Source organism: Nostoc cycadae WK-1 (genome assembly GCF_002897135.1).
Lineage (GTDB): Bacteria > Cyanobacteriota > Cyanobacteriia > Cyanobacteriales > Nostocaceae > Nostoc_B.
On record NZ_DF978428.1, the window covers coordinates 223561 to 249758 of the forward strand.

At 40.8% G+C, this 26198-nt stretch carries 16 protein-coding genes; 7 read left to right on the top strand and 9 right to left on the bottom strand.

Annotated features, from left to right (window positions below):
• Nucleotides 1-25 precede the first annotated feature (25 nt).
• The 4 genes from NCWK1_RS13635 to NCWK1_RS13650 all read left to right on the top strand — a co-directional run bounded on the left by NCWK1_RS13635 (nt 26) and on the right by NCWK1_RS13650 (nt 8282).
• Nucleotides 26-1393, top strand: a complete 1368-nt coding sequence (locus tag NCWK1_RS13635) for a beta-ketoacyl [acyl carrier protein] synthase domain-containing protein (protein WP_103125087.1) — start codon at nt 26-28, stop codon at nt 1391-1393.
• A 97-nt stretch (nt 1394-1490) separates the two neighbouring features.
• The gene (locus tag NCWK1_RS13640) at nt 1491-4787 is read left to right on the top strand and encodes a PfaB family protein (protein ID WP_103125088.1); all 3297 of its coding nucleotides are present in this window, start codon (nt 1491-1493) and stop codon (nt 4785-4787) included.
• Nucleotides 4788-5108: 321 nt separating this feature from the next.
• Complete coding sequence (locus NCWK1_RS13645; protein WP_103125089.1) at nt 5109-6752, top strand: PfaD family polyunsaturated fatty acid/polyketide biosynthesis protein; 1644 nt, start codon at nt 5109-5111, stop codon at nt 6750-6752.
• 15 nt (nt 6753-6767) lie between these two features.
• Nucleotides 6768-8282 (top strand): thioester reductase domain-containing protein, encoded by a 1515-nt coding sequence (locus NCWK1_RS13650; protein ID WP_103125090.1) that lies wholly within the window; start codon nt 6768-6770, stop codon nt 8280-8282.
• 254 nt (nt 8283-8536) lie between these two features.
• On the opposite strand, the gene NCWK1_RS13660 is transcribed toward NCWK1_RS13650, so the two are convergent.
• On the bottom strand, nt 8537-13132 hold the full coding sequence (locus tag NCWK1_RS13660) for a CHAT domain-containing protein (RefSeq protein ID WP_103125091.1): 4596 nt from the start codon (nt 13130-13132) through the stop codon (nt 8537-8539).
• Between the two features lie 227 nt (nt 13133-13359).
• On the opposite strand from NCWK1_RS13660, the gene NCWK1_RS13665 reads away from it, so the two are divergent.
• A complete protein-coding gene (locus NCWK1_RS13665; RefSeq protein WP_103125092.1) occupies nt 13360-15141 on the top strand; it encodes a tetratricopeptide repeat protein in 1782 nt (593 codons plus the stop codon).
• A 7-nt stretch (nt 15142-15148) separates the two neighbouring features.
• Here NCWK1_RS13665 and NCWK1_RS13670 read toward each other — a convergent pair whose 3' ends face one another.
• Complete coding sequence (locus NCWK1_RS13670) at nt 15149-16399, bottom strand: dihydroorotase (RefSeq protein WP_103125093.1); 1251 nt, start codon at nt 16397-16399, stop codon at nt 15149-15151.
• Nucleotides 16400-16601: 202 nt separating this feature from the next.
• The gene (locus NCWK1_RS13675) at nt 16602-17951 is read right to left on the bottom strand and encodes a histidine phosphatase family protein (protein WP_096583154.1); all 1350 of its coding nucleotides are present in this window, start codon (nt 17949-17951) and stop codon (nt 16602-16604) included.
• Between the two features lie 223 nt (nt 17952-18174).
• On the opposite strand from NCWK1_RS13675, the gene NCWK1_RS13680 reads away from it, so the two are divergent.
• Together NCWK1_RS13680 and NCWK1_RS13685 are read left to right on the top strand one after the other, a co-directional pair.
• On the top strand, nt 18175-18744 hold the full coding sequence (locus tag NCWK1_RS13680) for a DUF3611 family protein (protein WP_103125143.1): 570 nt from the start codon (nt 18175-18177) through the stop codon (nt 18742-18744).
• A gap of 174 nt (nt 18745-18918) precedes the next feature.
• The gene (locus NCWK1_RS13685) at nt 18919-20802 is read left to right on the top strand and encodes a PAS domain-containing sensor histidine kinase (protein WP_187308146.1); all 1884 of its coding nucleotides are present in this window, start codon (nt 18919-18921) and stop codon (nt 20800-20802) included.
• Between the two features lie 71 nt (nt 20803-20873).
• On the opposite strand, the gene NCWK1_RS13690 is transcribed toward NCWK1_RS13685, so the two are convergent.
• The 6 genes from NCWK1_RS13690 to NCWK1_RS13715 all read right to left on the bottom strand — a co-directional run bounded on the left by NCWK1_RS13690 (nt 20874) and on the right by NCWK1_RS13715 (nt 26092).
• A complete protein-coding gene (locus NCWK1_RS13690) occupies nt 20874-21356 on the bottom strand; it encodes a hypothetical protein (protein WP_096583152.1) in 483 nt (160 codons plus the stop codon).
• A gap of 171 nt (nt 21357-21527) precedes the next feature.
• A complete protein-coding gene (locus NCWK1_RS13695) occupies nt 21528-22205 on the bottom strand; it encodes a response regulator (RefSeq protein WP_103125095.1) in 678 nt (225 codons plus the stop codon).
• A 92-nt stretch (nt 22206-22297) separates the two neighbouring features.
• Nucleotides 22298-23254, bottom strand: a complete 957-nt coding sequence (era, locus tag NCWK1_RS13700) for a GTPase Era (RefSeq protein ID WP_103125096.1) — start codon at nt 23252-23254, stop codon at nt 22298-22300.
• Nucleotides 23255-23571: 317 nt separating this feature from the next.
• The gene (locus tag NCWK1_RS13705) at nt 23572-24477 is read right to left on the bottom strand and encodes a M48 family metallopeptidase (RefSeq protein WP_103125097.1); all 906 of its coding nucleotides are present in this window, start codon (nt 24475-24477) and stop codon (nt 23572-23574) included.
• Nucleotides 24478-24511: 34 nt separating this feature from the next.
• A complete protein-coding gene (locus NCWK1_RS13710) occupies nt 24512-24931 on the bottom strand; it encodes a C6orf136 family protein (protein WP_103125098.1) in 420 nt (139 codons plus the stop codon).
• A gap of 12 nt (nt 24932-24943) precedes the next feature.
• Nucleotides 24944-26092 (bottom strand): glycoside hydrolase family 10-like protein, encoded by a 1149-nt coding sequence (locus tag NCWK1_RS13715; RefSeq protein ID WP_103125144.1) that lies wholly within the window; start codon nt 26090-26092, stop codon nt 24944-24946.
• Nucleotides 26093-26198: the final 106 nt, after the last annotated feature.

The following is a 26198-nucleotide window of genomic DNA, read 5'->3' on the forward strand; positions in this document are numbered from 1 at the left end:
GCCCACCCCAACGAGGACAACAACAGTGGAAAAAATAGCCATCATCGGTATATCCTGCCTATTTCCCGACGCGAACAATCCCGAACAATTTTGGCAGAATATCACCGAGCAAAAAAGCTCAACCTCAGAAGTTACACTCGCCGAAATTGGCGTTGATCCCACAATATTTTACGACTCTGCTAAAGGCAAACCGGAAAAAATTTACTTCCTCCAAGGTGGATTTATTCGCAACTTTAAATTCGACCCCAGCGAATACAACCTCCCTCCAACCTTAGTAAATAGCTTAGATAACACCTTTAAATGGTCACTCTACGCAGCTAAACAAGCAGTTCAACATAGTGGCTATTTAGGTAATCAACAAGCCCTCGCCAAATGCGGCGTAATTCTAGGCACTTTGTCCCTACCGACAAAACTTTCCAATCAATTATTATCCCCCATTTATCGCCGCACACTTGATGGTGCGATCGCTCAACTTATCCAAGACCAAGATTTCCATTTAGCAGCCATTCCCCCAACCAGCAAACCATCGCCCTACAACGCGATGATCTCTGGTTTACCAGCCGCCCTCATCGCTCAATCTCTCTCACTATCAGGCACTCATTTCTGTATAGATGCCGCTTGTTCCTCAGCCTTTTACTCCATCAAACTAGCATCGCACTATTTACAGACAGGTAAAGCCGACTTAATGCTGGCTGGGGCAATTAGTTGTTCTGACCCTCTATTCTTACGAATGCTCTTTTCTGGTATTCAAGGATATCCAGAAAACGGCATTAGCCGCCCCCTAGATAAAGCATCACGCGGTTTAGTTACCTCAGAAGGCATCGGTATGGTAGTTCTCAAACGCTACAGTGATGCTGTCAGAGATGGTGATAACATCCTCGCTACTGTTTGCGGTAACGGACTCTCCAACGATGGTAGAGGCAAACACCTACTCAGCCCCAACGCCAAAGGACAAATATTAGCTTACGAACGAGCTTATCAAGAAGCCCAAATCAGCCCAAAAGAAATTGATTATCTAGAGTGTCACGCTACAGGCACACTCTTAGGCGATACCACCGAATGTAATTCTGTAGAAAGCTTTTTTGGTGAACATCAAGCATCACCATTAGTTGGTTCTGCTAAATCAAATGTCGGACATTTGTTAGTAGGTGCTGGGATGGTGGGCTTAACTAAAGCCATTTACAGCCTGAATCATGGTGTGATTCCACCAACTATTAATGTTGATGAACCCATCGGTGCAGACAATACTGTCATTTCACCCAAAAACATAGTCAAAACAACAACACCTTGGCCTAACAATAATTCAACTAAACGCGTAGCCTTAAGCGCCTTTGGTTTTGGTGGAACTAACTCTCACATTATTTTGGAAAAAACCGCCAAGGACACAAAGTAAAGAGATTTTTGTATGAGTCTACAAAGCTATTTCTCTTCTCTTTGCGCTCTTTGCGCCTTTGCGCGAGACAAAAAAATATCTGTTTAGGTACTCAGTAATGACCCAAGATAATAAAAACAAGATTGCCATTATTGGCATGGATGCCTTCTTTGGCGAATGCAATGGCTTAGATGCTTTTGAACGCAGTATTTATGATGGCAAACAGCATTTCATACCTCTACCCGAAAAAAGATGGTATGGTATCGACACAGAAAAAGATTTACTCCAAGACTACGGCTTATCTGAAGGTAAACCCCCCGTCGGAGCATATATCAAAGACTTTGAAATTGATACTTTAGCCTATAAGATTCCTCCTAACGAAGTCGAAAAAATGAACCCTCAACAGTTGTTATTGTTGAAGGTTGCAGAACGCGCCATCAAAGATGCAAACCTACCCGAAGGCGGTAATGTCGCAGTAATTATTGCGGCTGAAACAGAGTTATCTGTACACCAGCTACAGCAAAGATGGGATTTGTCTTGGCAAGTCAAAGATGGTTTGAACGCGGCGGAAATTACCTTACCACCGGAAAAGATTGCTCAATTAGAAACCATCGTTAAAGATAGCGTTCACCAACAAGTAGAGATTGGTGAATACTTAAGCTATATCGCCAACATTATGGCGAGTCGCATTTCCTCGCTGTGGAACTTCACCGGGCCTGCTTTCACCCTCACGGCTGTAGAGACTTCGGCTTTCAAAGCTTTGGAAGTCGCACAAATGCTACTAATGACTGGTGAAGCAGACGCAGCCATTGTTGGTGCTGTTGATTTGGCTGGTGGTGTAGAGAATGTGTTGTTACGCAACCAAACCGCCAAGATTAACACTGGTGTCAATACGTTGAGTTATGACCAAAAAGCCAACGGTTGGAATGTGGGTGAAGGTGTTGGTGTAGTTGTTCTCAAACGCTACGATGTGGCGCAGGAAAATGGCGATCGCATTTATGCCACTATTGATGCTATCAGTATCGGACAATCTCTCGTCAATTCAGCTAACGAAGCCTTTCATAGCGCAGGTGTGCAACCTTCTCAGGTGAACTATGTAGAGGTTTGCGCCAGTGGTATTCCCCAAGAAGACGAAGCTGAAATCACTGGTTTATTGCAAGCATATCCATCGGTAGGTCATGGTTTGCACAGTGCTATTGGTAGCGTCAAAACCAATATCGGACACACTCAAGTAGCTTCAGGAATTGCCAGCTTAATCAAAACAGCTTTGTGTCTTTACTATCGCTATATTCCAGGTACGCCTAATTGGTCTGGTGTGAAAACACCACAACAATGGGAAGGAAGTCCTTTTTATGTGGCTACAGAATCTCGTCCTTGGTTCTTGGGTAAAGACTCTGACCGTCGGATAGCAGCAATTAACGGTCTGGGTTGTGATGGTACTTTTGCTCATGTAATTATCTCGGAAGACCCCACCCAAGAAGAACGCCCTAGCCGATATTTGGAACAAATGCCATATCATCTGTTCCCGATAGCGGCTAACGACAGGGACAGTATTTTTGCAGCTCTAGATAGTCTGCAAAAGAGCATTGAAACTAGTTCTTCTTTATCAGAGTGTGCAAGTCAAACTTTTGCTACATACAAAGCTAATCCTCAAGCGCAATACGCCATCGCCATCAATGGACGGAATAAAAAAGAACTCCTCAAAGAAATTGAGTCAGCGCGTAAGGGTGTCAAAACAGCGTTTGAAAAAGGTACAGACTGGCAAACACCTGTAGGTAGTTATTTCACACCCAAGCCTCTCGGAAAAGTTGGCGAAATTGCTTATGTGTATCCGGCGGCGGTGAATTCATACATAGGTATGGGTCGGAATCTCTTCCGCTTATTCCCTAGAATCTTTAACGACCACATGGTGAAGAGTCTGCATAAGCGGGCGGCGGATGTGGAACGACGCGTGTTTCCCAGAAGCTTGAGTAAGTTATCCCTCAGACAAATAGAGACTTTAGAAAAGCAATTGCTAGATGATTCCCTGGCAATGTTTGAAGCGGAAATGTTCTTTACCAGACTGCTCACCACAGTTATTCGTGATGACTTTCAACTCAAGCCGAAGTATGTATTTGGTTACAGCTTGGGTGAAACGAGCATGATGGTAGCGCAAGGAGTTTGGAGTGATTTCTTTCAAGGTAGTAACTCTTTCAATTCCTCGGCGTTGTTTGGGTATAGGTTATCTGGCCCGAAAAATGCGGTGCGCGAATTTTGGGGTTTACCAAACGCAGATAGTTTAGATAAAAGCTTTTGGGGTAACTTCGTTTTGATGGCGAGTCCTGAACAGGTACAGGAAGCCATCAAGAACGAGCCGCAAGTTTATTTGACGCAAATTAATACACCGGAAGAAGTCTTAATTGCTGGTGAACCAGCGGCCTGTAAGCGAGTTATCGCCGCCTTGGGTTGTAATTCTTTCGTGGCTCCTTTCGATCACGTTATCCACTGCGAAACGATGCGATCGGAGTATGGAGAGTTAGTTAAATTAAATACTTTACCATCCGAAAATCCAGCAGGTGTAACCTTCTATTCGGCTGCGGAATATCAGCCTATTGTACTAGAGAGTGGTGCGATCGCTCGCAGCATCGCCACCGGACTTTGCCAACAATTAGATTTCCCGCGCTTAGTTAACCGCCTCCACGACGACGGCGCGAGAATCTTCATCGAAGCTGGTGCGGGTGGTGTTTGTTCACGCTGGGTTGATAAAATTCTCGAAGACAAAGACCACATCACCGTATCCCTCAACCGTCGGGGTATGGATGACCACACTACCATTGTCAAAGCACTAGCAAAACTTCTCAGCCATCGCGTAGCTGTAGATTTATCACCACTCTACAACCTCACACCTGCGCCTAAACAAAATAAAGCCACCTTACGCACAGTTACCGTCGGTGGTAAATCAATCACCGCTAGTATTTTGACTGAAGAAAACCGCAAACTTTTCCAAGATTTACCAGGGAAAGCTAAAGGTATTCAAGCTGAAAATCTGCATTCAAATATACCATTGCCTGATGAAATTGATATCATCAAATCGCTGCAAGATACTCATAAAATTTTAGGCAATGATATTTTGACTCAAAATGCAGAAGTTTCAATGAAAAATATCATTGAACACGGTTTTGCAGCAGAAGAAAAAGTAGAATCTTCTGAGTTAATCGCCACACATACGCAAGCATCTGCTACCAATCAAGATTTAGATACCCTAATCAGAATGCTGGAGTTAAATACCTCTCACTGTCAAAAGCTGAATGCTAATAATGCTCGGATAACTCAAGCACATACAGCGTTCTTACAAGCGCGGCAAGATTTTAGTAAGCAGATGCGTGAAATTATTCAATTGCAATTAGTTTGCGCGGAAGATTTGCTTAAAGAATAAGCTTGAATGCACGTTACCTCATGGTTTAAGGATAAGGTTTTACACTTTATTCTTAAACCTTTCTTAAGAAAGATAATTATAGCAAATCTACTTGAGTAATGAAAAAAAGTTTCTTTAACGAACCGCAAAGTACGCAAAGTACACGAATGTAAGAAAGCCAATTTTACAAATGAGTGATAATTAACCTCTCTTATCTCTTCTTCTCTTTTCTTTGCGATCTTCGCGCCCTTTGTGGTTCGTTTCAAAAAATAATTCACCTAACCACAACAATAAAATTCGCACTTAACAATCCGAGGGATAACTACTGTGACTACCTTCGATATGCCACTCAGCACCCAAGATAATGGCTTAAAATTCCCTACCTATACCTACAATCATAATCTTGTTTGGAAAGGTAATTTAGAAACAATATCTTTTGAACAGCAAGCTATCAAAGATAAATTACTACTATTAGATAAACCTTGCTATATTGTCAAAATTGCAGGTAAGATTGGAATCACTAACGAAGGATATTTATATCCTGTTGAAAATAGCACAACTTCCCAATTAGAATTAATAAGTTCAATTGCGCCTATTTCTCTACAACAGTTAGGCGACCCCAGTTTTCTCTCTTGCTATGGCGTGAAATATGCCTATATGACTGGTGCAATGGCTGGTGGTATCGCTTCCGAAGAACTGGTCATTGCTTTAGGAAAAGAGAAAATTTTAGGTTCTTTTGGTGCTGGTGGTTTACCTCCAGAAAGAATAGAATCAGCAATTCAACAAATTCAACAAGCTTTACCAAATGGCCCTTATGCTTTTAATTTAATTCACAGCCCTAATGATATGGCGATTGAACGTCGGGCTGTGGATTTATATTTAAAATATGGTGTCAGAATTGTTGAAGCTTCGGCATTTTTAGATTTAACACCCAACATTGTTTATTATCGATTGGCTGGGTTAAGTTTAAATGCTGCTAATCAAATTGAAATCAAAAATAAAGTCATCGCTAAAATTTCTCGCCGGGAAGTTGCGAGTAAATTTATGCAGCCAGCACCAGCCAAACTTGTAAAGGAATTAGTTGAACAAGGATTAATTACTGAGTTACAAGCAAGATTGGCTGAACAAGTGCCAATGGCTGATGATATTACTGTGGAAGCTGATTCTGGCGGTCATACTGATAACCGCCCGTTGATTTGTTTGCTTCCTTCACTAATTTCTTTAAGGGACGAAATTCAAGCAAAATATCATTATACCCAAGCAATTAGAGTCGGTGCAGCCGGGGGAATTGCTACCCCAGAATCAGCCTTGGCAGCTTTTATGATGGGTGCTGCTTATGTAGTTACTGGTTCAATCAATCAAGCTTGTGTTGAATCTGGTGCTTGTGAGCATACTAAAAAAATATTAGCGCAAGCTGAAATGGCTGATGTGACTATGGCTCCCGCAGGCGATATGTTTGAAATGGGTGTGAAGGTACAAGTGCTAAAACGGGGTACTATGTTCCCGATGCGAGCGCAAAAATTGTATGAATTGTATCGTACTTATAACTCAATTGAAGAAATTCCTGCGGCAGAAAGAGAGAAGTTAGAAAAACAAGTTTTCCGAAAAACTATTGCTGAGGCTTGGGAAGGAACAGCTGCTTATTTATCACAGAAAAATCCTGAAAAATTGGGTAAAGCTGTGAATAATCCTAAGTTGAAGATGGCTTTGATTTTCCGTTGGTATTTAGGATTATCTTCTCGCTGGTCTACTGCTGGTGAAAAAGGTCGAGAAGTTGATTATCAAATTTGGTGCGGCCCGGCGATGGGAGGTTTTAATGATTGGGTGCGTGGTTCTTATTTAGCTGAACCTCAAAATCGCACAGTTGTAAATGTTGCTGACCATATTATGAAGGGCGCGGCATTTTTATATCGCATTCAAAATTTAAAAATTCAAGGTTTGCAAATACCCGATTACTACACTCAGTATCGTCCAGAATGTCAATAATTTTAAGAGGTAACAATGTCTTATAGCGCAGCAGATATTCAAGCGTGGATGGTGTCTCACCTAGCTGAGTTACTGGGTGTAGAAACTGATGAAGTTGATATCCACGAAAATCTAGAAAACTACGGGTTAGACTCAGCACAAGCAATGACTCTGGTAAGTAAGTTAGAGGAATTGCTGGGTTTTCAACCATCACCTTTGTTGTTGTGGCATTATCCAAATATTGCATCTTTGTCAGAGCGTTTAGCTGAGGAATTAGTAGAACAATCTGATGGGCAGGATACAGGGATTGTAAAACAAACAGGTGGGAATGCGATCGCTGAACTTCCCACTCTCGATTTACAAGCCGAAGTAGTCCTCGACCCAACTATCCATCCTGGTGGTGCTGTTTACACACCTGTAGATAAACCCAAGAAAATCTTCTTGACAGGTTCCACGGGCTTTTTAGGCGCATTCATCATCCGGGAACTGCTAGAACAAACCGATGCAGAACTTTACTGCTTGGTACGTGCTGCTAATTTACAAGATGGTAAAAACAAGCTGCAAAAGAACTTGGAACAGTATGGAATTGGTCAGGATGAGTTAGATCCTCGCATTATTCCCGTCATTGGTGATTTGTCTCAACCTTTGTTAGGGCTTGGCGCAGAACTATTCCAAGCTTTAGCTACCAACATTGACACCATCTATCACAGTGCTGCTTTGTTGAACTACGTTTATCCCTACTCAGCACTGAAAACCGCTAACGTTTTAGGTACTCAAGAAATATTGCGCTTGGCTTGTCAAATCAAGGTCAAGCCTTTACATTACGTTTCTAGCGTGGCTGTATTTGAATCACCTTATTACGCTGGTAAGGTGGTGAAAGAAGATGATGATTTTAGCCACTGGGAAGGTATTTTCCTCGGTTACTCGCAAACAAAATGGGTGGCTGAGAAGTTGGTGAAAATTGCGAGCGATCGCGGTTTACCTGTTACAATCCACAGACCACCATTAATCGCTGGAGATAGCAATACAGGTATCGGTAACACCCACGACTTTATCAACTTAATGGTCAAGGGTTGTCTACAAATGGGTAGCTTCCCCGACGTAGAATATATGTTGGATATGTCTCCTGTAGACTATGTAAGTAAAGCTATTGTCTATCTGTCCATGCAAAAAGAATCGATAGGTAAAGCTTTTCACTTACAACATCCCAACCCTGTTTCTTTAAAAGTATTAGTTGACTGGGTTAGTTCTTTTGGTTATCCGGTACAAATGCTACCCTACGATGAATGGCAAGTAGAGTTAATTAAAAATGCGGCTTCACCAGATAATCCTTTATATACTCTGCGCCCATTTCTACTAGAACGTTGGTCTGAAGAACAACTCACAATTCCCGATTTATATCTGCAAGCTAGAAGACCAAAAATTAGCTGTGAAGCAACCGTAAAAGCGTTAGCAGGTAGTTCTATTTCCTGTCCGCCAATCGATTCTAAGTTGTTTATGACCTACACAGCTTATTTAATCGAAAGCGGTTTCTTGAGTGTTGCTTTGTAATAATTTACATTAATTAGATGATAAAAACCCAGTTTCTGATAGAAACTGGGTTTTTATTGTTAGATAACAACCGAAAAAATTTACATTAGCAATATCACTGAACTACACTGCGGTAGTTTGCAGTGTATTTCCCAGCCAGGGAAGGGAGCAGAATTTGTAATTGAAATCCCTATTCAGCCGCCACAGATTTGTCACACAGGCGTAGTCAAGCAAAGATTTTTAAGTTCTCCAGCACAACTTGACCGCAAACCCACTTACCAAGGATTACCAATCATGGTAAAAGCTGACCAGAAATAGGGATGAGTTAGGTTTTTGTCTCCGAGTTCTAGTAAGACGGGTGGTAGAGGTAAATCACCATGAGACGTTTTCAGTTTACCGTTTTCTAGGCGGACTTCTCCTTTGATCATGGCTATTTGTGCTTGGCGGAGAGCTTCAGCTTTTATGGGGGCTTGTTTCAGCTTTTCGTAAAACTCGGTCATTAAACTAAATGTACCTTCATCGGAGACATACCATAAACTCGCCAATGCAGACTTAGCACCAGCTTGGACTGCAAAGCCAGCAAAACCTAGTTCTGCGTCTTCATCACCCAAGGCTGTGCGACAAGCACTCAGTACTACTAGTTCTACAGATGGGTTATTCCAGCCAAGTTGGCGCATCTGATCCATTCTCAGTTGGCTATCCCATAATTGAATATAAGAGTTACCGGGCGCACCTTTTCTAAATTCGCCGTGGGTGGCGAGGTGAACAATTCCGTAGGGTGTTTCTTGTCGTTGAGCTTTAAGATTTTTCAAAGTAAAGGCTTCGTTTAAAAAGGCTTTACCAGGCCAGATTTTCTCGATAGTAGTTAATTCTGTGGGGACTGCGGGTAATGGATCTAGGTTCATGAATTGAGATGCACCCATACTCAAAACTTTAGCTTTTTTAATATCGACATATTTGGTGTCTGTCAGGCTGAGACTGGGCATTAGACCGACGCTATAACGTTCCACCAGATATTGTTGACCATTATAAAGTGCGGCAACAGGCATAGCGCGTAATCCCGTATCCATGAGAAACACTAAATTATTGATTTCTCGTGTCTTGAGACTAGATTCAATGGGTGTAATTAGCCAACTGTATAGTTGTTGAGCAGGCTTGATATAGGTGCGTCGCAGTGCTGGATCTGTTACAGAACTGGTTAATTGACGGCTGGCTGCGAGAACCTGCGATCGCGTCACATTCGTTAATACTTGCCGAATTGGTTCACCTTTAGCTGTCACCACAACCAATTCTAAAACGTCATTATCTTGACCGATGATTGGTAATTGGGCAGTGGGTTTGATAGTTGCAGGTACAAAGGAAACGTAAATTAGGGCAGGTTTCGCACCTGTAGAAGATTCAATGTTAGTGAGAATCTCCCGTGCTTCCTTGATACCCTTAATTGGCTGTTTACCTTCTCCTAAGTACGTCCCCACCTGATCTGTAAACTTCTCATCTTGAGGAAAATCGGTATCAGTTGGTGGAGTTTTTGGCGGTTCTGGAGGTTGTGGAGGTTGTACACACAGAATAGTACATTGTGGTGGAGTAATAGTGATGTTTACTTGTTGAGGCGCTGACTGAGAAACAACATCACTCGATCTAACGGTAAAAGCCGGAATTTGACCACTAGCTCCTGATGGTGGTGTGTACACTAAAATAGTACTGTTACTTAATACACTTCCCGATGTGACTGGTGTACCATCTTGAAAAGTTAAAGTACCTGATGAAATGGCATCAAAAATGATGGTGAGATTGTCATTATTGACATCACTAGTAATCGGATTTAAAGACCCAAATGTGAAAGTTATGGATTGATTTAGTCCGCTTGAAAACAGCGAATCTGCTGTGATTGTCGGTGGCGTGTTGATGGAAATAAAATTAGCACCATTACCAGCATCTGCAACTGTGCCACCATTGGGTAAAACCGCAAATGAAGCACCAGTTGTTGGCGTATCATTTCTCACAATATCTCCGTCTGTACCATTAGTAGCGGAATTACCAACAATAAATGGGACGTTATTTGGCCCACCATCATGTTGAATTGTGATTGAGCCTGAAGTAGTACCACCAGTAGTGTTAATTGTATCTGGACTATCACCATTAAAAATTCTGTTGATGCCTCTCACTAATCCATAGGCCAAAATATTAACATTTCCACCATTACCGCCCTCTCCTTCTCCAAAAAAACCTTGAGTATTGATACTATTAAAAGTAATATTCTTACCAAATGTACCGCTAGTTCCTGCTTGAAGTGTGACTGCACCCGCAATGACATCTCCAAAACCTATTGCAGATGTATCAATATCACCTGTGGTAATGCTACCTCCTGCGGTTAAAGTCACAGCACCGCTTATTCCACCACTAGCAGTAGTAATATCGTTGGTGTTAATATCGCCTCCGGCTGTCAGTTCGACTTGACCAGTAATATTATCATTATTATTAGGGCTAGTAATATTTTGAGTCGTAATATTACCGGTAGCACTAATAATTACAGGGCCACCATAATTACTAAATGAAATATCACCTGTGACATTCACATTACCCGGTGAAGATGTGCTGCCTGATGATGTGAATAAAGCTCCACCGACAATAAAACTTGATGGATTACCAGTGGTAACTTCTTGTAAACTGCTCACACCTGCTCGTAAAATTAATGCTGGCTGACTGCTCAAAATTTGACCATCAGCAGTAGTACTAGAAAGGGCGGTATCTGCATCAGTAATCACAATTTCGCCAGTCGTGATACTACCACGAGATTCTACTTTTAAAGATGGGCCAGTATAGTTACCAAAGGTAACATCTTGGTTAGAACTAAAAATGGGGTCAACTAAACTGATGAAATCAGCACCTTGTCCTAGAGAGTTGAGAATTGAAAATTTACCACCGCTGGCAAAGTGCGCGTCTAAAGAAATATTCCCGTTACTAACTAAAGTCAAATCACCACCACTGATAAATGGTGTTTGAGCTAAGTGATTAATTGCAAAAATATCAATGCCTTGATTACCTTGAATTGTGAGTTTATTGCCAGCAGTAGCCGAGAAATTTTTAGCAACACTATCACGAACTCTGACGGTATCTTTAGCAAGTAAATTTAAGTTGTTAGTGGCAGCAAGTTTACTTTCTGGTAGTGTCAAATTGTGGTTAGCAGCTAGGGTAACATTTTTCCCAGATGCTTGATTGACTAAAACATCACCATTGCTAACCGTCAAACCAGAACCAGTTAACTTTACCTCGCCATTATTTACCACCAAACCAGAGGCATTCCCAACACCACCACCAGTCAACAATGCTGGTAAAGAATTCCCTGATAAATTATTATTAGTTGCATTCAGCGGTTGAATTTCTAAACTTAAAGGATTCCCCGCCATACTCAATTTGAGTAAACTACTGCCAGGTACAGCCGCAATTGTAACGTTACCATTAGGCGCTGACAAAGTTCCTGTACTTACCACTGTGCCACCAAATAAACTTAAATTATTCCCTGATGGCACTGCCAAATTACCTTGATTGAAAATAGCACTAGCGACACTGCTATCAAAAGCGAAACTATTGGGTGTACCGATAAGTTGATTGTAATCGTTTGTCCCAACCGCATTTAACCAGTTATTATTACCAAAACCCAAGCGTGTGGCTGTGGTAGCGGTAAATGACGCAGGTACATTTAAACTAGAATTAGCACCAAAGATAATGCCTGCGGGGTTGATTAAATATAAGTTTGAATTCCCGCCACTAACGCGAATGATGCCGTTAATTATTGATGCTTCACCACCTGTAACTCTACCTAAGATATTTTGAATTGATGGTTGCGATAAAAAGTTAGCTGTTTGGTTAGCATCTAGACCAAATTTGCTGAAGCTATGAAAGAGGTTAGCTTTGTCGCTACTTAAACTACCTCCACTAATATTAATATTGTTACCTTGAGTGTTAACAGTTGTCCCTGTACCATCGTTAGCAGGGGTGATAGTTTGTTGCGCTTTGACTGTTAGAGGTAGGAGGCATAACAGCAATGCGATGTTGCTTACTGCTAATGTTTTGATAGATTTTGAAAAAATTTGCTTTTTAGCTTTGGAAATAGCAGTAAAATTTATCTTGCTGCCAGGAATGAGGGCTTTCTTTTGTAATTCTGGTTTGTGATGCTGTCTGCGTTGTCGTGCTTTGAGAATTGCTAGTTGGGCGTTCTTGATTTGTTCTTGTTGTCGTTGCCGCGATATGCTTTCTAGATGGGTGCGATAGTAGTATAGCGGTTTGTAAATATGCTCAACTTCTGCAACTTCAGAAAGTCTTAGACACAAATCGTAATCTTCTACTGTTGCAAGTGACTCATCAATTTCCCCAACCAACTCCAACACTTCTCGACGAATTAGCCGAAAGTGAAATGTCATGAACTGATTTAACAGTGCTTCACGGCTATAAGCTACAAGACAACGATAGCCATAGCTGAGGATTGTATTGTTTTCGTCAATATCTAAATAGTCGGTGTAAACCCAGCCAATATGGGGTTTGACATCTAAAACTGAAGCTGTTTCGGCTAGTGCTGTTGGTGCGAGTAAATCATCACTATCTACCCAACCGATATATTTACCACGAGTTTGAGCGATCGCAGCTTTTAAGGCTCTGGCTGCTCCCATGTTATCTTTGCCTGATATTACCCGCACGCGGCGATCGCACTCTTCATATTCACGAGCAATAGCTAGGGAATTATCTGTGGAACCATCATCCCAAATCAGCAGTTCAAAGTCTTGCCGGGTTTGCGATAAAACACTTTCTATAGCTAATCTTAGATAATTTTCTCGATTGTAAACTGTGATGATTAAGGAAATTACTGGCAGCATAAAAATTAGATTTTTTTAATTTATTTATAGAGAGTTTAAAGTTTTTAGTTATCTTTTGGATCAATAGAATATACATTAACTTATTAAGTTGCCTATAATTAAACAAATTTGAATTTTCTTCTAATTCAGGATGTTAATTTTTGCGAATGTTTGCAAAATTGACTCGTTATAGATGTATTTGCTAAAGTTAATGCCAAGTTAAATATTATTGACAAAGTTTAAAAAATATGAAATATTTTTGTGCTACTGCCAAGTCAAGACGAAGACAAGCTATTAATAACTGGTTGAGGAAATCAGCCAAATCCAGCAGTATGATTGGAGGACTAACGGCGATTTTTTTATTAGCAAATTCGTTAGTCCCAACAACTTTGTTTGCTGAAGAAAAATTAGAAATCAAAGACTTTGACTACTGGGCAAATTTTTGTAAGTTGTTGGGAGAGGAAAAGAAATATGATGAAGCGATCGCCGCTTGTAATCAAGGAATTGCGATTAAGCCAGACGAACCAGAAATTTGGGTAACGCGCACAGAAATTTTACTCAAGCAAGCCAAGTATAGTGAAGCGTTAGTCTCAGCTGATCGCACCTTACGTCTCCAACCAAAATATTCTTTAGCCTTGGCTCAACGATGTGAAGCATTATTAAATTTAAACAAATATGCCGAAGCGATCGCCGCCTGTGATTTAGCGCTGCGTTCTGATGGTAACTGGGGCAGTACTACAGCAGTTGTGGCATGGTACAATCGTGGTCTAGGAGAAAGTAAATTAGGACAACTAGACGCAGCGATCGCCTCATTTAATCGCGCCTTAGAAATTACTCCTGAGAATTCATTAGCTTTAGTGGGCAATTGTCAAGCATTAGCAAATTTAAACAGGTTCAGCGAAGCGATCGCAGCTTGCGACTCAGCAATTAAAGTTAATCAAAATTGGGGTGATACTACGCCAGCAATTGCTTGGTACACTAAGGGTCTGGCACAGAAAAAAAATGGCCAATTAGAAGAAGCGATCGCCTCCTTTGATCAAGCAGTGGCGATGAATCCGAAAGATGCAGATATTTGGTTAGAACATGGTAGATCATTAGCAGCAATCAGTAAACCAGAACAAGCTGTCGTTTCATACCAATTTGCCATCAAACTCAGTCCTAATTATGCCTTAGCCTTAGCCAGTCAAAGTGCGAGTTTGAACAAAATAGGTAAATTTCCCGAAGCACAAGCAGCCGCAGAACAAGCACTCCAAGGCGATAGTCGTTGGGGTGATATCAGTCCCGCCTTAGCTTGGGAACAGAGAGGAATCGCTTTAGCTGGATTAGGAAATTACGAAGAAGGATTAGCATCAATAGAAAGAGCGATCGCTCTCAATCCCAACTATGCTGAAGCATGGAATAATCGTGCAGCTACCCAATGGTATTTAGGCAGATATGCCGATGCAATTGCTAGTAGCGATCGCGCCACCGAAATTAATCCGAAATATGCTCAAGCATGGTTTAATAAAGGCAGAATTCTCAAAACCTTAGACCGTTATTCAGCATCACTCGCAGCATATAATAAAGCATTAGAAAATGTGGGCAAATTTGCCGATAAATCACTTTTAGCTAATATTTGGGCTAACCGGAGTGTTGTCTTGTGGCATTTATCCCGCAATCAAGAAGCCTTAGTGTCTGTAGATAGAGCGATCGGCATTAACCCTAATTTATCGCAAGGATGGTACAACCGCGGCATCGTACTATTTAATTTAGCCAGATATGATGAGGCAATTAATGCTTACAACCAAGCTAGTACTCTAGCTCCAATGGATGCGAATATTTTAGCTGGTAAAGGAGTTGCCTTATTGAGATTGGGCAAATTAGAAGACGCTGTAAAAACTTTTATGGCTACCTTAGCACTTGATCCTAAAAACGCATTAGCATTAGCAAATCAAACAATTGCTCAACAAAAACTAGACGCACAAAAAGAACAACAAAAACTCAAGTCCCCAGTAATGCCAGATAGCACTACAATGCGTCAGGGTTCATGATTCATATCTAACACCAAGTTTGCAAAACACGACCTTGTAATTCTTTACCAAACCAAGGTGTATTACTGGAAAGTGTATGTAGATTTTTCCTGGAGACTTTCCAAGTTTGTGTGGGATCAAATAAAGTTAACTCAGCTTTTTGATGGGGAGTCACTGTACTTAATTTCTGTCCCAAACATTTCGCCGGATTAGCGCTTAATGCTTGCCATAATTCTAATGCGGTAAATTCCCCAGTTTCGACCAGATTTTGCCACAGTAAAGGCAAGGCTAACTCAAACCCAATTGCCCCAGTTGGTGCTTCAGCAAAAGCTTGGACTTTTTCTTCATAAGTATAAGCTGCGTGGTCGATCGCGATCGCATCAATTACCCCAGTGCGAACACCAGCACGCAAAGATTTCACATCAATAGGATTACCTAGAGGCGGGTCTAAATGCAAACTGGTATCATAACTTTGAATAGCTGCGGTATCTAATAACAAGTGCATCCAAGTAGTACTGGCGGTGATGGGTAAACCAGCAGCCTTAGCAGCGGCGATTAATTCCACACTCCGCGCTGTAGAAACACGCATAATATGAACTTGTTGATTACCAGTAGCCGCAACTAATTCTAACAAAGAAGCGATCGCCGTTGTTTCCGCACTGGCGGGGACTGGTGATAAACCAAAACGCAGCGCATTGGCCCCTTCCCGCATGACACCATTAGAAGTAAGCTGGCGATCGCAAGGCCAAAAAGCTACCGGTTTATTCAACGGCTGTAAATATTCCAGCACTCGCCGCACCAACCCCAAGTTATCTAACGGATGACTATCAGTAAAACCAACAACTCCCGCAGCCGCCAAATCAGCCAATTCCGTCATCTGCTTTCCCGCCACATCTAAAGTAATTGCACCCCAGATATTCAGCAAAGGAGAAGCGCTGCTTTGCTTTTGCAACTGCGCCACAAGCGCCGGATGATCAATAGATGGAGATGTATCCGGTAAAATACCAATTCTCGTAAAGCCGCCAGCAGTAGCAGCTTGCAACAGAGACGACAAAGTTTCCCGTTCTTCAAACCCTGGTTCGCCAGAGTGACTATATAAATCAACCAACCCAGTTCCTAGAATTAATCCCTGACAATTTCTAACTTGAGTATCAGCACTAATATTAGCAATTTGTGCCGCTACAGCTTGAATCTGACCATCAGCAATCAAGACATCTGCTATTTGGTCAGTACCAGAAACCGGGTCAATTACTCGTACTTGTTGTAAAAGTTCAGTCATAAAAATTATAAGTTAGGAGTGACGAGTCAGGAGTTATAGCAAGTGACAGGGGACAGGTGACAGGTGACAAAATTAAAAGCCTTGTGGTGTCTAATGTTTTTCATCTGTTAATGTTCTAAACTATGCTGTGATTGCTAATATTTAGGCTTTACTTTCACACTTAGCTTAATTCCTCACTACTTACTCTTCACTCCTCCCTGTTTTATAATGCTCCAGCTGCGGTCTGATCAAGAACACCGCCACCCAAATGAGCCGTGATATTCATTGCTTGTAAAACGGGAAAACCATCCAGTCCGTTGGGGTAGTCAATAACACTCACTGCGCCATTACCTTGACGAAAATTCCAGAAGTTTTCGGCTGTTAAACCAAGAATATGACAAAGCAAGGTTTTATTAGTAGCATCGTGAGCCACTACTAATCCAGTTTTGAGTTGATTGTCTAATGCAGCTTGCACAATAGATTGCCAAGCAGCAACGCTACGTTCCCAAACTTGTTGTAAATTTTCTCCTTCCGGCATTTGTACCTCAGCGGGGATAGTTCGCCAACGGTGCAATTCCCCAGGAAATTCTTGTTCAATTTCTGCTTCTAACTTCCCTTCCCAAAGGCCATGACTAATTTCTCTTAAACCATCCTGCAAGTCTAATTTAATGTCTGGATGTTGACGCAATATAATTTCGGCCGTTTCTTGAGGACGTAGCATTGAACTACTCACAGCAAAATCAATGGCTACATCTTTGAGAAATTCCCCGGCTTTTTGGGCTTGATTTCTCCCATTGTCATTCAAAGGAACGTCAATTTGTCCTTGAAATCTGGTTTGACGGTTCCACTCTGTTTCGCCGTGACGCACCAACAACAACCGCACTCCCTGATGACTAGGACGCAAGGATGGTAAACTTTCTCCTGTATGTTGCGTCTGATTCATCGATTCTAGTTGGACTGGTTCATCCAATCCGCCAGCAAAATTCAGTACAGTGACAGCACAGTTAGATTGTTGGATAGCATGGTAACGGCTGGGAGGAATGCCTAGTGCTGTGCTAATTAAGGCGCGATTAATTCCGTTATGCCCAACTATGAGAATAGTTTTACCTTGATGTTGCGGCAAAATTTCTTGCCAAAATTGCCTTGCTTGTGCGTACAAAGCCACAACCGGAAAATGCTCTCTAGTTCCCTCAGCATTGTTAACTAGCATGACCAATTCGTCGGGATGTTCGTGCCAAATCCGATAGTCTTCAGCAAACTTCTGCTCGACATCAGCAGTTAGCATTGTTTCCCACAAAGGCAAATCGATTTCTAACAACTTATCAGAAGTCTGAACAACAGCAGACTCTGGAGTATTGGTTAACTCACCTTGAATAATCTCAGCGGTTAGTTTAGCTCGTTGCAGAGGACTGCAATAAATTGCATTAAACGAAATATTACTGAGGGCTTTGCCTACTTTACTGGCATCTTGACGACCTTTTTCTGTTAACGTTGACGCATCCGTGCGTCCTTGAATCCGCCGTTCAGCGTTGTAGCTACTTTGACCGTGACGCACAATGATGACACGAGTCATCGGCTTTGCCCTCCTCTATCTAAAGGATTAATTTTACTCTAAAGTGTTTGCAGAATAATCTAATGCCGTGTGCAACTTTTTCAAACCTAACCCCCAAATATACTTATTCATCCTGGAGATAGTTTGCTGGTTCTGCCTGTAGGTAGGGGTATCCGATTATCCAGCCAAAATATGCTGGAGATTGGGGGCAGTTTCCCAGAAATTCCCACAGATGGAAATTAATATGCAAACAGAAACAGATGCAAAAACTTTAGCACCGTCGCTTCATGCAATTGGCAATACTATTCGCTGGACAGGTTGGATTACTTTCTGGCTACAACTAGGACTGGCTGTGGTTTCTGGTATAGCTGTATTGTTTGCTTCCACTGGGCGTGGCTTTGCTGACCAACCAAATGCAGGTTTGGGAGTTGGCATATTTTGGGCAGTCTGCGGGATTGTAGCTTTATTATTTAGCGTCTACTGGGATTTTCGCTATACTCGCCTTGGTAAACAATTAGAAAATCCTAATCACGCTTTACACCCTAGTAAAGCAGATACGATCGCCGCTATTAGATTAGGCTTAGTTGTGAGTTTAGTCGGCATACTATTAACGCTTTTGGGGGCTGGCTCAACTTTAGGCGTTTTGGTCGCCAAATCAATTTCTCAACCACCAGGGGTAGCAATTACAGACCCCAACAAAATTATTCGGGCGTTAGATGTGTTTGTCGCAGTGGCAAATATTAATGGAATTACGGCTCACTTTTTTGGTGCTGTGGCTTCTTTATGGTTGTTGGAACGGGTGCATAAGCACTAAAAATTATAGAAATGACGCTAAAACACATGATTTTCTGTTTAATTGCGTCAGCCATTTGGAATTTAAACGCACATTGGGCATACTAAGGGAAAATTTAGGCAATCTTTTGCGCTACTCATCTCTGATTTGGATGAGATGCTTAGAAGAAAGTCATTACTTGCAGGACTTAGCAAGATGGCGTTTTTCCCCTTTGTACAGCAACAATCTTCTCGGACTTTTCTGTGGAGTATTCTTAACACTATTACAGATCCCATATTTGTGAAAGATCGGCAACACAGTTGGGTGTTTGTTAATGATGCCTTGTGTCAGTTCATGGGTTATGAACGAGAATCACTAATGGGTAGATCTGACTATGATTTTTTCTGTAAAACAGAAGCCGATGTTTTTTGGGAGAGAGATGAACTGGTATTCGCCACAGGGGTGACAGATGAACATGAGGAATTAATCACAGATTGTCGAGGTGAAACCCATATTATATCGACGAAAAAAAGCCTCTTTTGTGACGAAGTTGGTAATTCGTTTTTAGTAGGTTCATTTCAGATAATTGCCTCCCAAGATAAAATTGAAGCTACTTTGCTGCTTCAAACAATCAATCAATTAAAACAAGAAATTTATGAACGCCAAGAAACAGAGAAACGCTTTCGCAGACATAGTAATTCTCTACAGCAACTTGTGCAAAGCGAAAAACTACAACATGATGATTTTCAAATTGCCATTCAATATATAACGGAAGTAGCTAGTTTAGGTCTTGATGTTACACGGGTTAGTGTTTGGTTATACACAGATAAACGTTTGAGCATTCAATGTGTTGACCTATATGAACAAGACAAAAATTGTCACAGTCATAGTTTAGAATTATTTGTCGGCGATTTTCCTAAGTATTTTCAAGCTCTCAGGGAGGAACAAATAATTGCAGTTGCTGATGTGCATACTGATCCTCGCACTTCAGAATTTTCGGCAATTTATACAACCCCACTGGGAATTGCGGCGATGCTGGATGCAAGAATTTGGTCGAGAGGGGAAATAATTGGTGTAGTTTGTTGTGAACATTTGCTAACTCAGCGCCAGTGGACATTAGAAGAAGAAAGTTTTATCGGCTCAATTACTGACTTTGTGCGTCTAGCAATTGAATCACGCGATCGCAAAAACGCCGAAGCAGCACTGAGACAACAAACTCAACAATTAGAGGAGACACTCAAAGAACTACAACGCACTCAAACCCAAATGATTCAAAGCGAAAAAATGTCTTCTTTGGGACAGTTAGTAGCAGGTGTGGCTCACGAAATTAATAATCCAGTTAACTTTATTTATGGCAATATTACCCCGGCAAATAATTATATTCATGACATCCTCAATCTGATTAATCTCTATCAAGAACACTATCCTTATCCTGTTGATGTGATTCGAGAAGAAATTATTGCTATAGACTTAGAATTTTTAATGACAGATTTACCGAAGTTATTATCTTCGATGAAAATAGGAGCCGATCGCATCAGGCAAATTGTCCTTTCTCTGCGAAATTTTTCTCGTCTTGATGAAGCAGAATATAAAGCAGTTGATATTCACGAAGGCATTGATAGTACTTTATTAATTTTAGAAAATCGTCTGAAAGCCAAATCTGATTATCCAGGTATTAAAATTATTAAAGAATATGGACAATTACCGCTTGTTGAGTGCTATGCAGGTCAACTCAATCAAGTATTCATGAATATTTTAACTAATGCTATTGATGCTTTAGAAGAACGAGATGAACAAAGAACTCCCCAGGAAATTCAAGCATCTCCCAACACAATTAGGATTAGTACACAAATAATTAATCCAAATCAGATTGCGATTAAAATTGCTGATAATGGTCTAGGTATCCTAGAAGATATCAAAAAACGTATTTTTGACCCCTTCTTTACTACAAAACCCATTGGTAAAGGTACTGGTATGGGGATGTCTATTAGTTATCAAATTGTGACCGAAAATCATCATGGAAAGATTGACTGTATTTCATTCCCAGGTAAAGGTACAGAATTTGTCATTGTTATTCCTTTAAAACAAGGTCAGGATTGAATGAAACAAGCGTGTAAGGGTTTTGAACACTTACACGCCTCTACCCCTTCATCCTATCCCAAACCCTTTAATTAGTAATTACTAGCTCTTAAATCGTCAATTACATCTTTACTAGCAGCGTTTTCGACATAGTGTTTTGCTTGTTCAATATTAACTTTGGCTCGATTACGCCAACCTACAGCAGAATGGTTATCTTCCTCTTTCTCTATATTCTTTTCTGCACTGCGTAAAAGTTTGTAAATACTGCGAAACTTATCTAAATGTTTCAATGAACTATCAATTGCTGGATAATTATTGATATCTTTACGATCTAGGACAGCAGCTTTGTCAAGTTCGGCGATCGCTGTATGAACTTTAGAATATGCAGCTTTCTCTTCTTGAAGAACATTAGATTCATCGGCTTTTTGCAGAAGTAATTCTGCTTGTCGGAGGTCGCTGCGAGCATGAATATAATATGGATGTTTACCAGGGATATCAGCCGAGGCTATACCATTACCTAAAGAAGCTGCAACTAATCCTAGCAACAAACTAACCGAAGTGATTCTATAAGTCATAACCTTGCTCACCTAAATTCAGAATGAACACTTATCCTCTGATTTAGACTGGTTTAATTCTGAAAAGTTTTGACAAATCTGTGTCAATGTTATGTCATTAATTCTTTTTAAATACGAGTGAAAAATGACATTCCGCCGAGTAAATTTTTAGCAACGGTCACATATTATTAACTACACTAAACCCGATCGCAGTGCAACTACAGCAGCTTGAACACGATCATCAACTGCTAATTTGTTCATAATCCCGCGTACATGGGTTTTGACGGTGTTGGGACTGAGATAAAGTCTTTCGGCGATTTCTGGGTTACTCAAACCGTCTACCATCAGTTTTAAAACTTCTAACTCTCTTGTGGATAAGTTAGCTGTGTTTCCGGGGGTTGTGGGGGGTTTGAGGTTGTCAATTACTCGTCTGGCGATTTGCGGATCTAAATAGGTCGCACCATCAACAGCAGCTGTGATCGCCTTTAATAATCTTTCTACACTCGCACCTTTGATACAATAAGCGTCTGCACCACTTGATAATGCAGCAATCACTTCAGTCTCGGTGGTGTGAGATGTCAGCATCACGACATGAGTTTCTGGTAATGCGGCTTTAATTTGCTGTGTGGCTGCAATTCCATCCAGACGCGGTAAACCAATATCCATAACTACCAAATCTGGCTTTAATTTTAAGGCGGCTTGCACGCCTAAATAACCATCTTCTGCTTGACCGACAATTTCTAACTGGGGTTGCGCCATTAATGACTGTTCTAGTCCCAGTTGCATCATTGGGTCATCTTCCACAATCAACACCCGCAAAACAGGTGTATCAGTCGGTAGATTCAAGGGATGGCTAGAATTGATAGACATTTTTTTATATAGTCAAGAGTCAAGGGTCAAGGGTCAAAAGTCAACAGTCCAATAACTTTTGACTTTTGACTTTTGACTCTTGACTAACTTCTCTATTCTTCCACGCGATAGCCAAACTCTGCCAAACTTAAGCGAGACTGTCGCCATTTTGGCTGGACTTTGACGAAAAGTTCCAGGTATACTTTGCCAGAGATGAGTTTTTGAATTTGTTCGCGGGCTGCACTACCAACGGCTTTGAGCATCGAGCCACCTTTACCAATTAAAATACCTTTTTGGGAATCACGCTCGACGTGAATGGTGGCGAGGACGCGGGTAATAGTTGCTGTTTCTTCTACTTTATCAATAGCGATCGCTACAGAATGTGGCACTTCTTCACGGGTTAATAACAAAATTTGTTCCCGAATTAATTCGCCCATAATAAACCGTTCTGGTTGGTCAGTTACCAAGTCAGGTGGATAATATAAAGGGCCAGTTTCTAAATTATCAATGAGTAATTCTTGCAGTTCAGGCAATCCTGTACCAGTCTTGGCGGAAATTTTGACTGTCGGCCATTGATTAGCTTCACCTAACTGCTGATAACTTTCATCGATAAACTGGGAATTCTCTGGTTGTTGATCGGTTTTATTCAGTCCCAAAATTACGGGTGTGTGGCTGTTAATCAGTAACTCAGCAATATAGCGATCGCCAGCACCACAAGCTGCTGTACTATCGACTACAAACAGCACCACATCTACTGATTCAATAGCCAGTTTGGCATTCCGTACTAATACTTCCCCCAATTGATGGTGGGGTTTATGAATTCCCGGTGTATCGACGAAAATTATCTGTGCTTCTGTTGTTGTTAAAATTCCGCGCAAACGGTTACGTGTCGTTTGTGCTACTGGTGATGTAATAGCAATTTTTTGACCTACTAATTGATTCATCAAAGTAGATTTACCGACATTTGGACGACCAATAATGCCGATAAACCCCGATTTGTATTCAGGAGGAGCTTGAGGAATTAATACTTCTCCTGAAAAAGAGAAGACGTGATTATCAATACTAGTCACCTTTTACTCCACCTTCATATTTTATAGATGAGATAAGTTAGTTCTGGGTTCAAACGCACAACAAACATATATTCACCCTGGAATTTTCGGGGTTTGTCATTGTTTCAGTTTAATCTACTACTAGAGATATTTGGCTACAAATATCTCAAAAATAGATGTTAAGAGCTAACAAACATCATGTTATCTCTCTTCTATACAGTTGTGTTACATTGAAGCAGAGACTGTTATTTTTATGACAATCTTCTTTTATTCTCAGTTGAAAACTAAATTTTTACCTTGCTGAAGATTTAAAACATCCTCTTATATTTTTTGATAATTTACCAAGAAGACATAAATTGCCAATCTTCAGAATCTGTCGCTGGAGGTTCTGCAAAATTTTCTATTTGCTCTAAATTTTCTGCTTGCATTAACTTGTCATATTCTCCAGAATCAACCCACTTCAACAATTCACAAGCTCGCATCACAGACCAAGGAAAGCGGTATTCCATAAAACTTAATATCTTCGTGATTTGATCCAAGTTATCAAGACTAATAGTCGAAAATTCTCGCGCTTGAGCTTGAAAATCAGCAATAGTCTCTGCATTTAAATATTCAGATGGTAAACCTGCTAATTTCATCAGTGCAGTGATGGCAATATTAATATCTTGACATGCTAATAAACCCACGCGATCGCCAGTGAATTTTGACATTATCATCCAATTAGCTAAAGCTATTTCTATTCCACCAGCCGCCAAGCCTCCCAAACCAAAAGTTGTACTGTTAATGACATTTTTTAACAGTGGCATAACATTTGCCATTTGCTGATAAGCAATATATTTACCTTTAATGCGGGCAATTTCACACCCAAAGGCAAACAATAATTCGTCGTGTGAATACCATTCCATCGCTTCCAAATTCGCACTGACCATTGGTTTTTCCACACCAACAGCATTGGTTTGAATATGTCCTGTACCACGAAATAAGTAAAGTTCTGGCTTTGGTGTTAGGTCAAGAATTTGGCAACTTTCTGTAAACGCATCATCTAATTTGGGAAAATTCTGCGGTGTTACACGAAATTCACCACCAATAATTTGCATTCTGAGTAAACGGTCAATGCCATACTCATTCACCTTTTTCAACAATAAAGGCAACCCTGGCATTTTATTCAAATTAGCTAAGGCTTTTTGATCAAAGGGATGCTGAAATTTAACTATGTTGACACCAGAAAATACTCTTCTTGTCATTATATTTTAATGAGTAATTCGTAATTCATAAAATTTATCCTTTTTGGATAAACTGCTTTAGAATCTCTCCTGGCTGTCTATCCCAGGTATCAATATGTTCATATATCAAATTATCTGAGTTAAATTTATATGTTGAATAACCATTAAAAAATATCTTGGCTTGCCAAGGTACACGCAATATACCTCTGACTGTCCATTTAGCTAAAATAGTATCTTCTGTTGATTGATAAACTTCATGTAAATCAAAGGCGATTTGGCTAAAAAATAATTGAGCGTGAAATCGCAATGTCCAAAAAATAATGCGATAGTTGAATTTATATTTAAATTTATTTACTGGGTCTTGAAAATAAATATCCTGTGTATATATGTTATATGAAATATCTTTTTCAAAGAGTGTAGGTAAATCTTGTTTGAGAATTTGAATTACCTGTTCTATCTGTAAGATATCAGCCACGCTCCCTGTCCTCTAAAAAAGATTTTTCCAGAATCTCTTGATTTTCTGCCAAAAAGATAAATAACGGCTATTACTGGGTTGCTGTAAATCAGCCAAAGTTGGAAACGCCGCAGGTTTAGAGTATGCACCATTTCGTAGAACTTGAGCAAGAGCATTGTTATTTTCTCGCAAACCTTCATAAAAAAACCAGACTTCGCCAGAAATTCCTAGTCGGCGGTTGTAGGCGATCGCCTGTACGAGATATTCTGGGCTGATGGAGTAACTACCAAGCTTGATCAAAATTCCTGGTGCTAATTTGGGCAGCGTTGCATCTGTAAATTGACAGCTGGTTATTTGGTTGGCGATCGCTTTATAACTATGAAAATCACGGCGATATATCTGCGGGTGAATTAGATCAACTATACCCAGCTTCAACCATGTAGCAGAGTCTTGCAGATACTCTCGCAATCCCCAATCATAAATGTTTGGTGCCATAGACACCAACAAGTTGGGGTTAACTCTTTTCACTTCACCATATAAACGTGCCAAAAAATCTGTCAGAATATCAGCACGCCACTGTAACCATTGTCTATCTTGATGGTTATGAGGTGGACTATAACCAAATTGCTGTTGATAGCGAGCAATAGTTAAGGGATCATAACCACCTGTTGATGGTAAAGCCGGAAAGCGATCGTCTCCTTGAATTCCATCCACATCATAATTTTTCACCACTTCCAAAACCAAGTTCAACATAAAATCTTGCACCTGGGGATGAAAAGCATTCATCCACTCAAAGCCATTTTTCTGCAATAAATTACCTTGATTGTCACGCGCCGCCCATTCTGGTTTTTGCTGTAACAGCATTCCCCCATTCAAGTTATAAGAACTCGCAAAGCCATATTCAAACCAAGGGATAACCTTCAACCCTACTCGTCGCGCCTCAGCTATCACCTCCGCTAAAGGGTCACGACCAACAGACATCGGGTCAATCTCCACCCCGAAAGTCTGCTGCATAGTTTTACTAGGGTACATAGTCACGGCTTTATTCCAAACCACAGGGAACACCACATTAAATCCCGTCTCCGCCAACAAATCCATTGCTTGTGCAATCCGTTGCTTTGACCGGAAAACTTTACTATCTGTAGTGGTCAGCCAGACACCGCGAATTTCTTTTGTTTTCATAGCTTTGAGAAAAGTATGAACTATAAATTTCATTCTTCATACTTCATACTTAATATGAAAATTCTCTGACATTACTACCACCTGCAAAACTGCCCTTTAATAGATG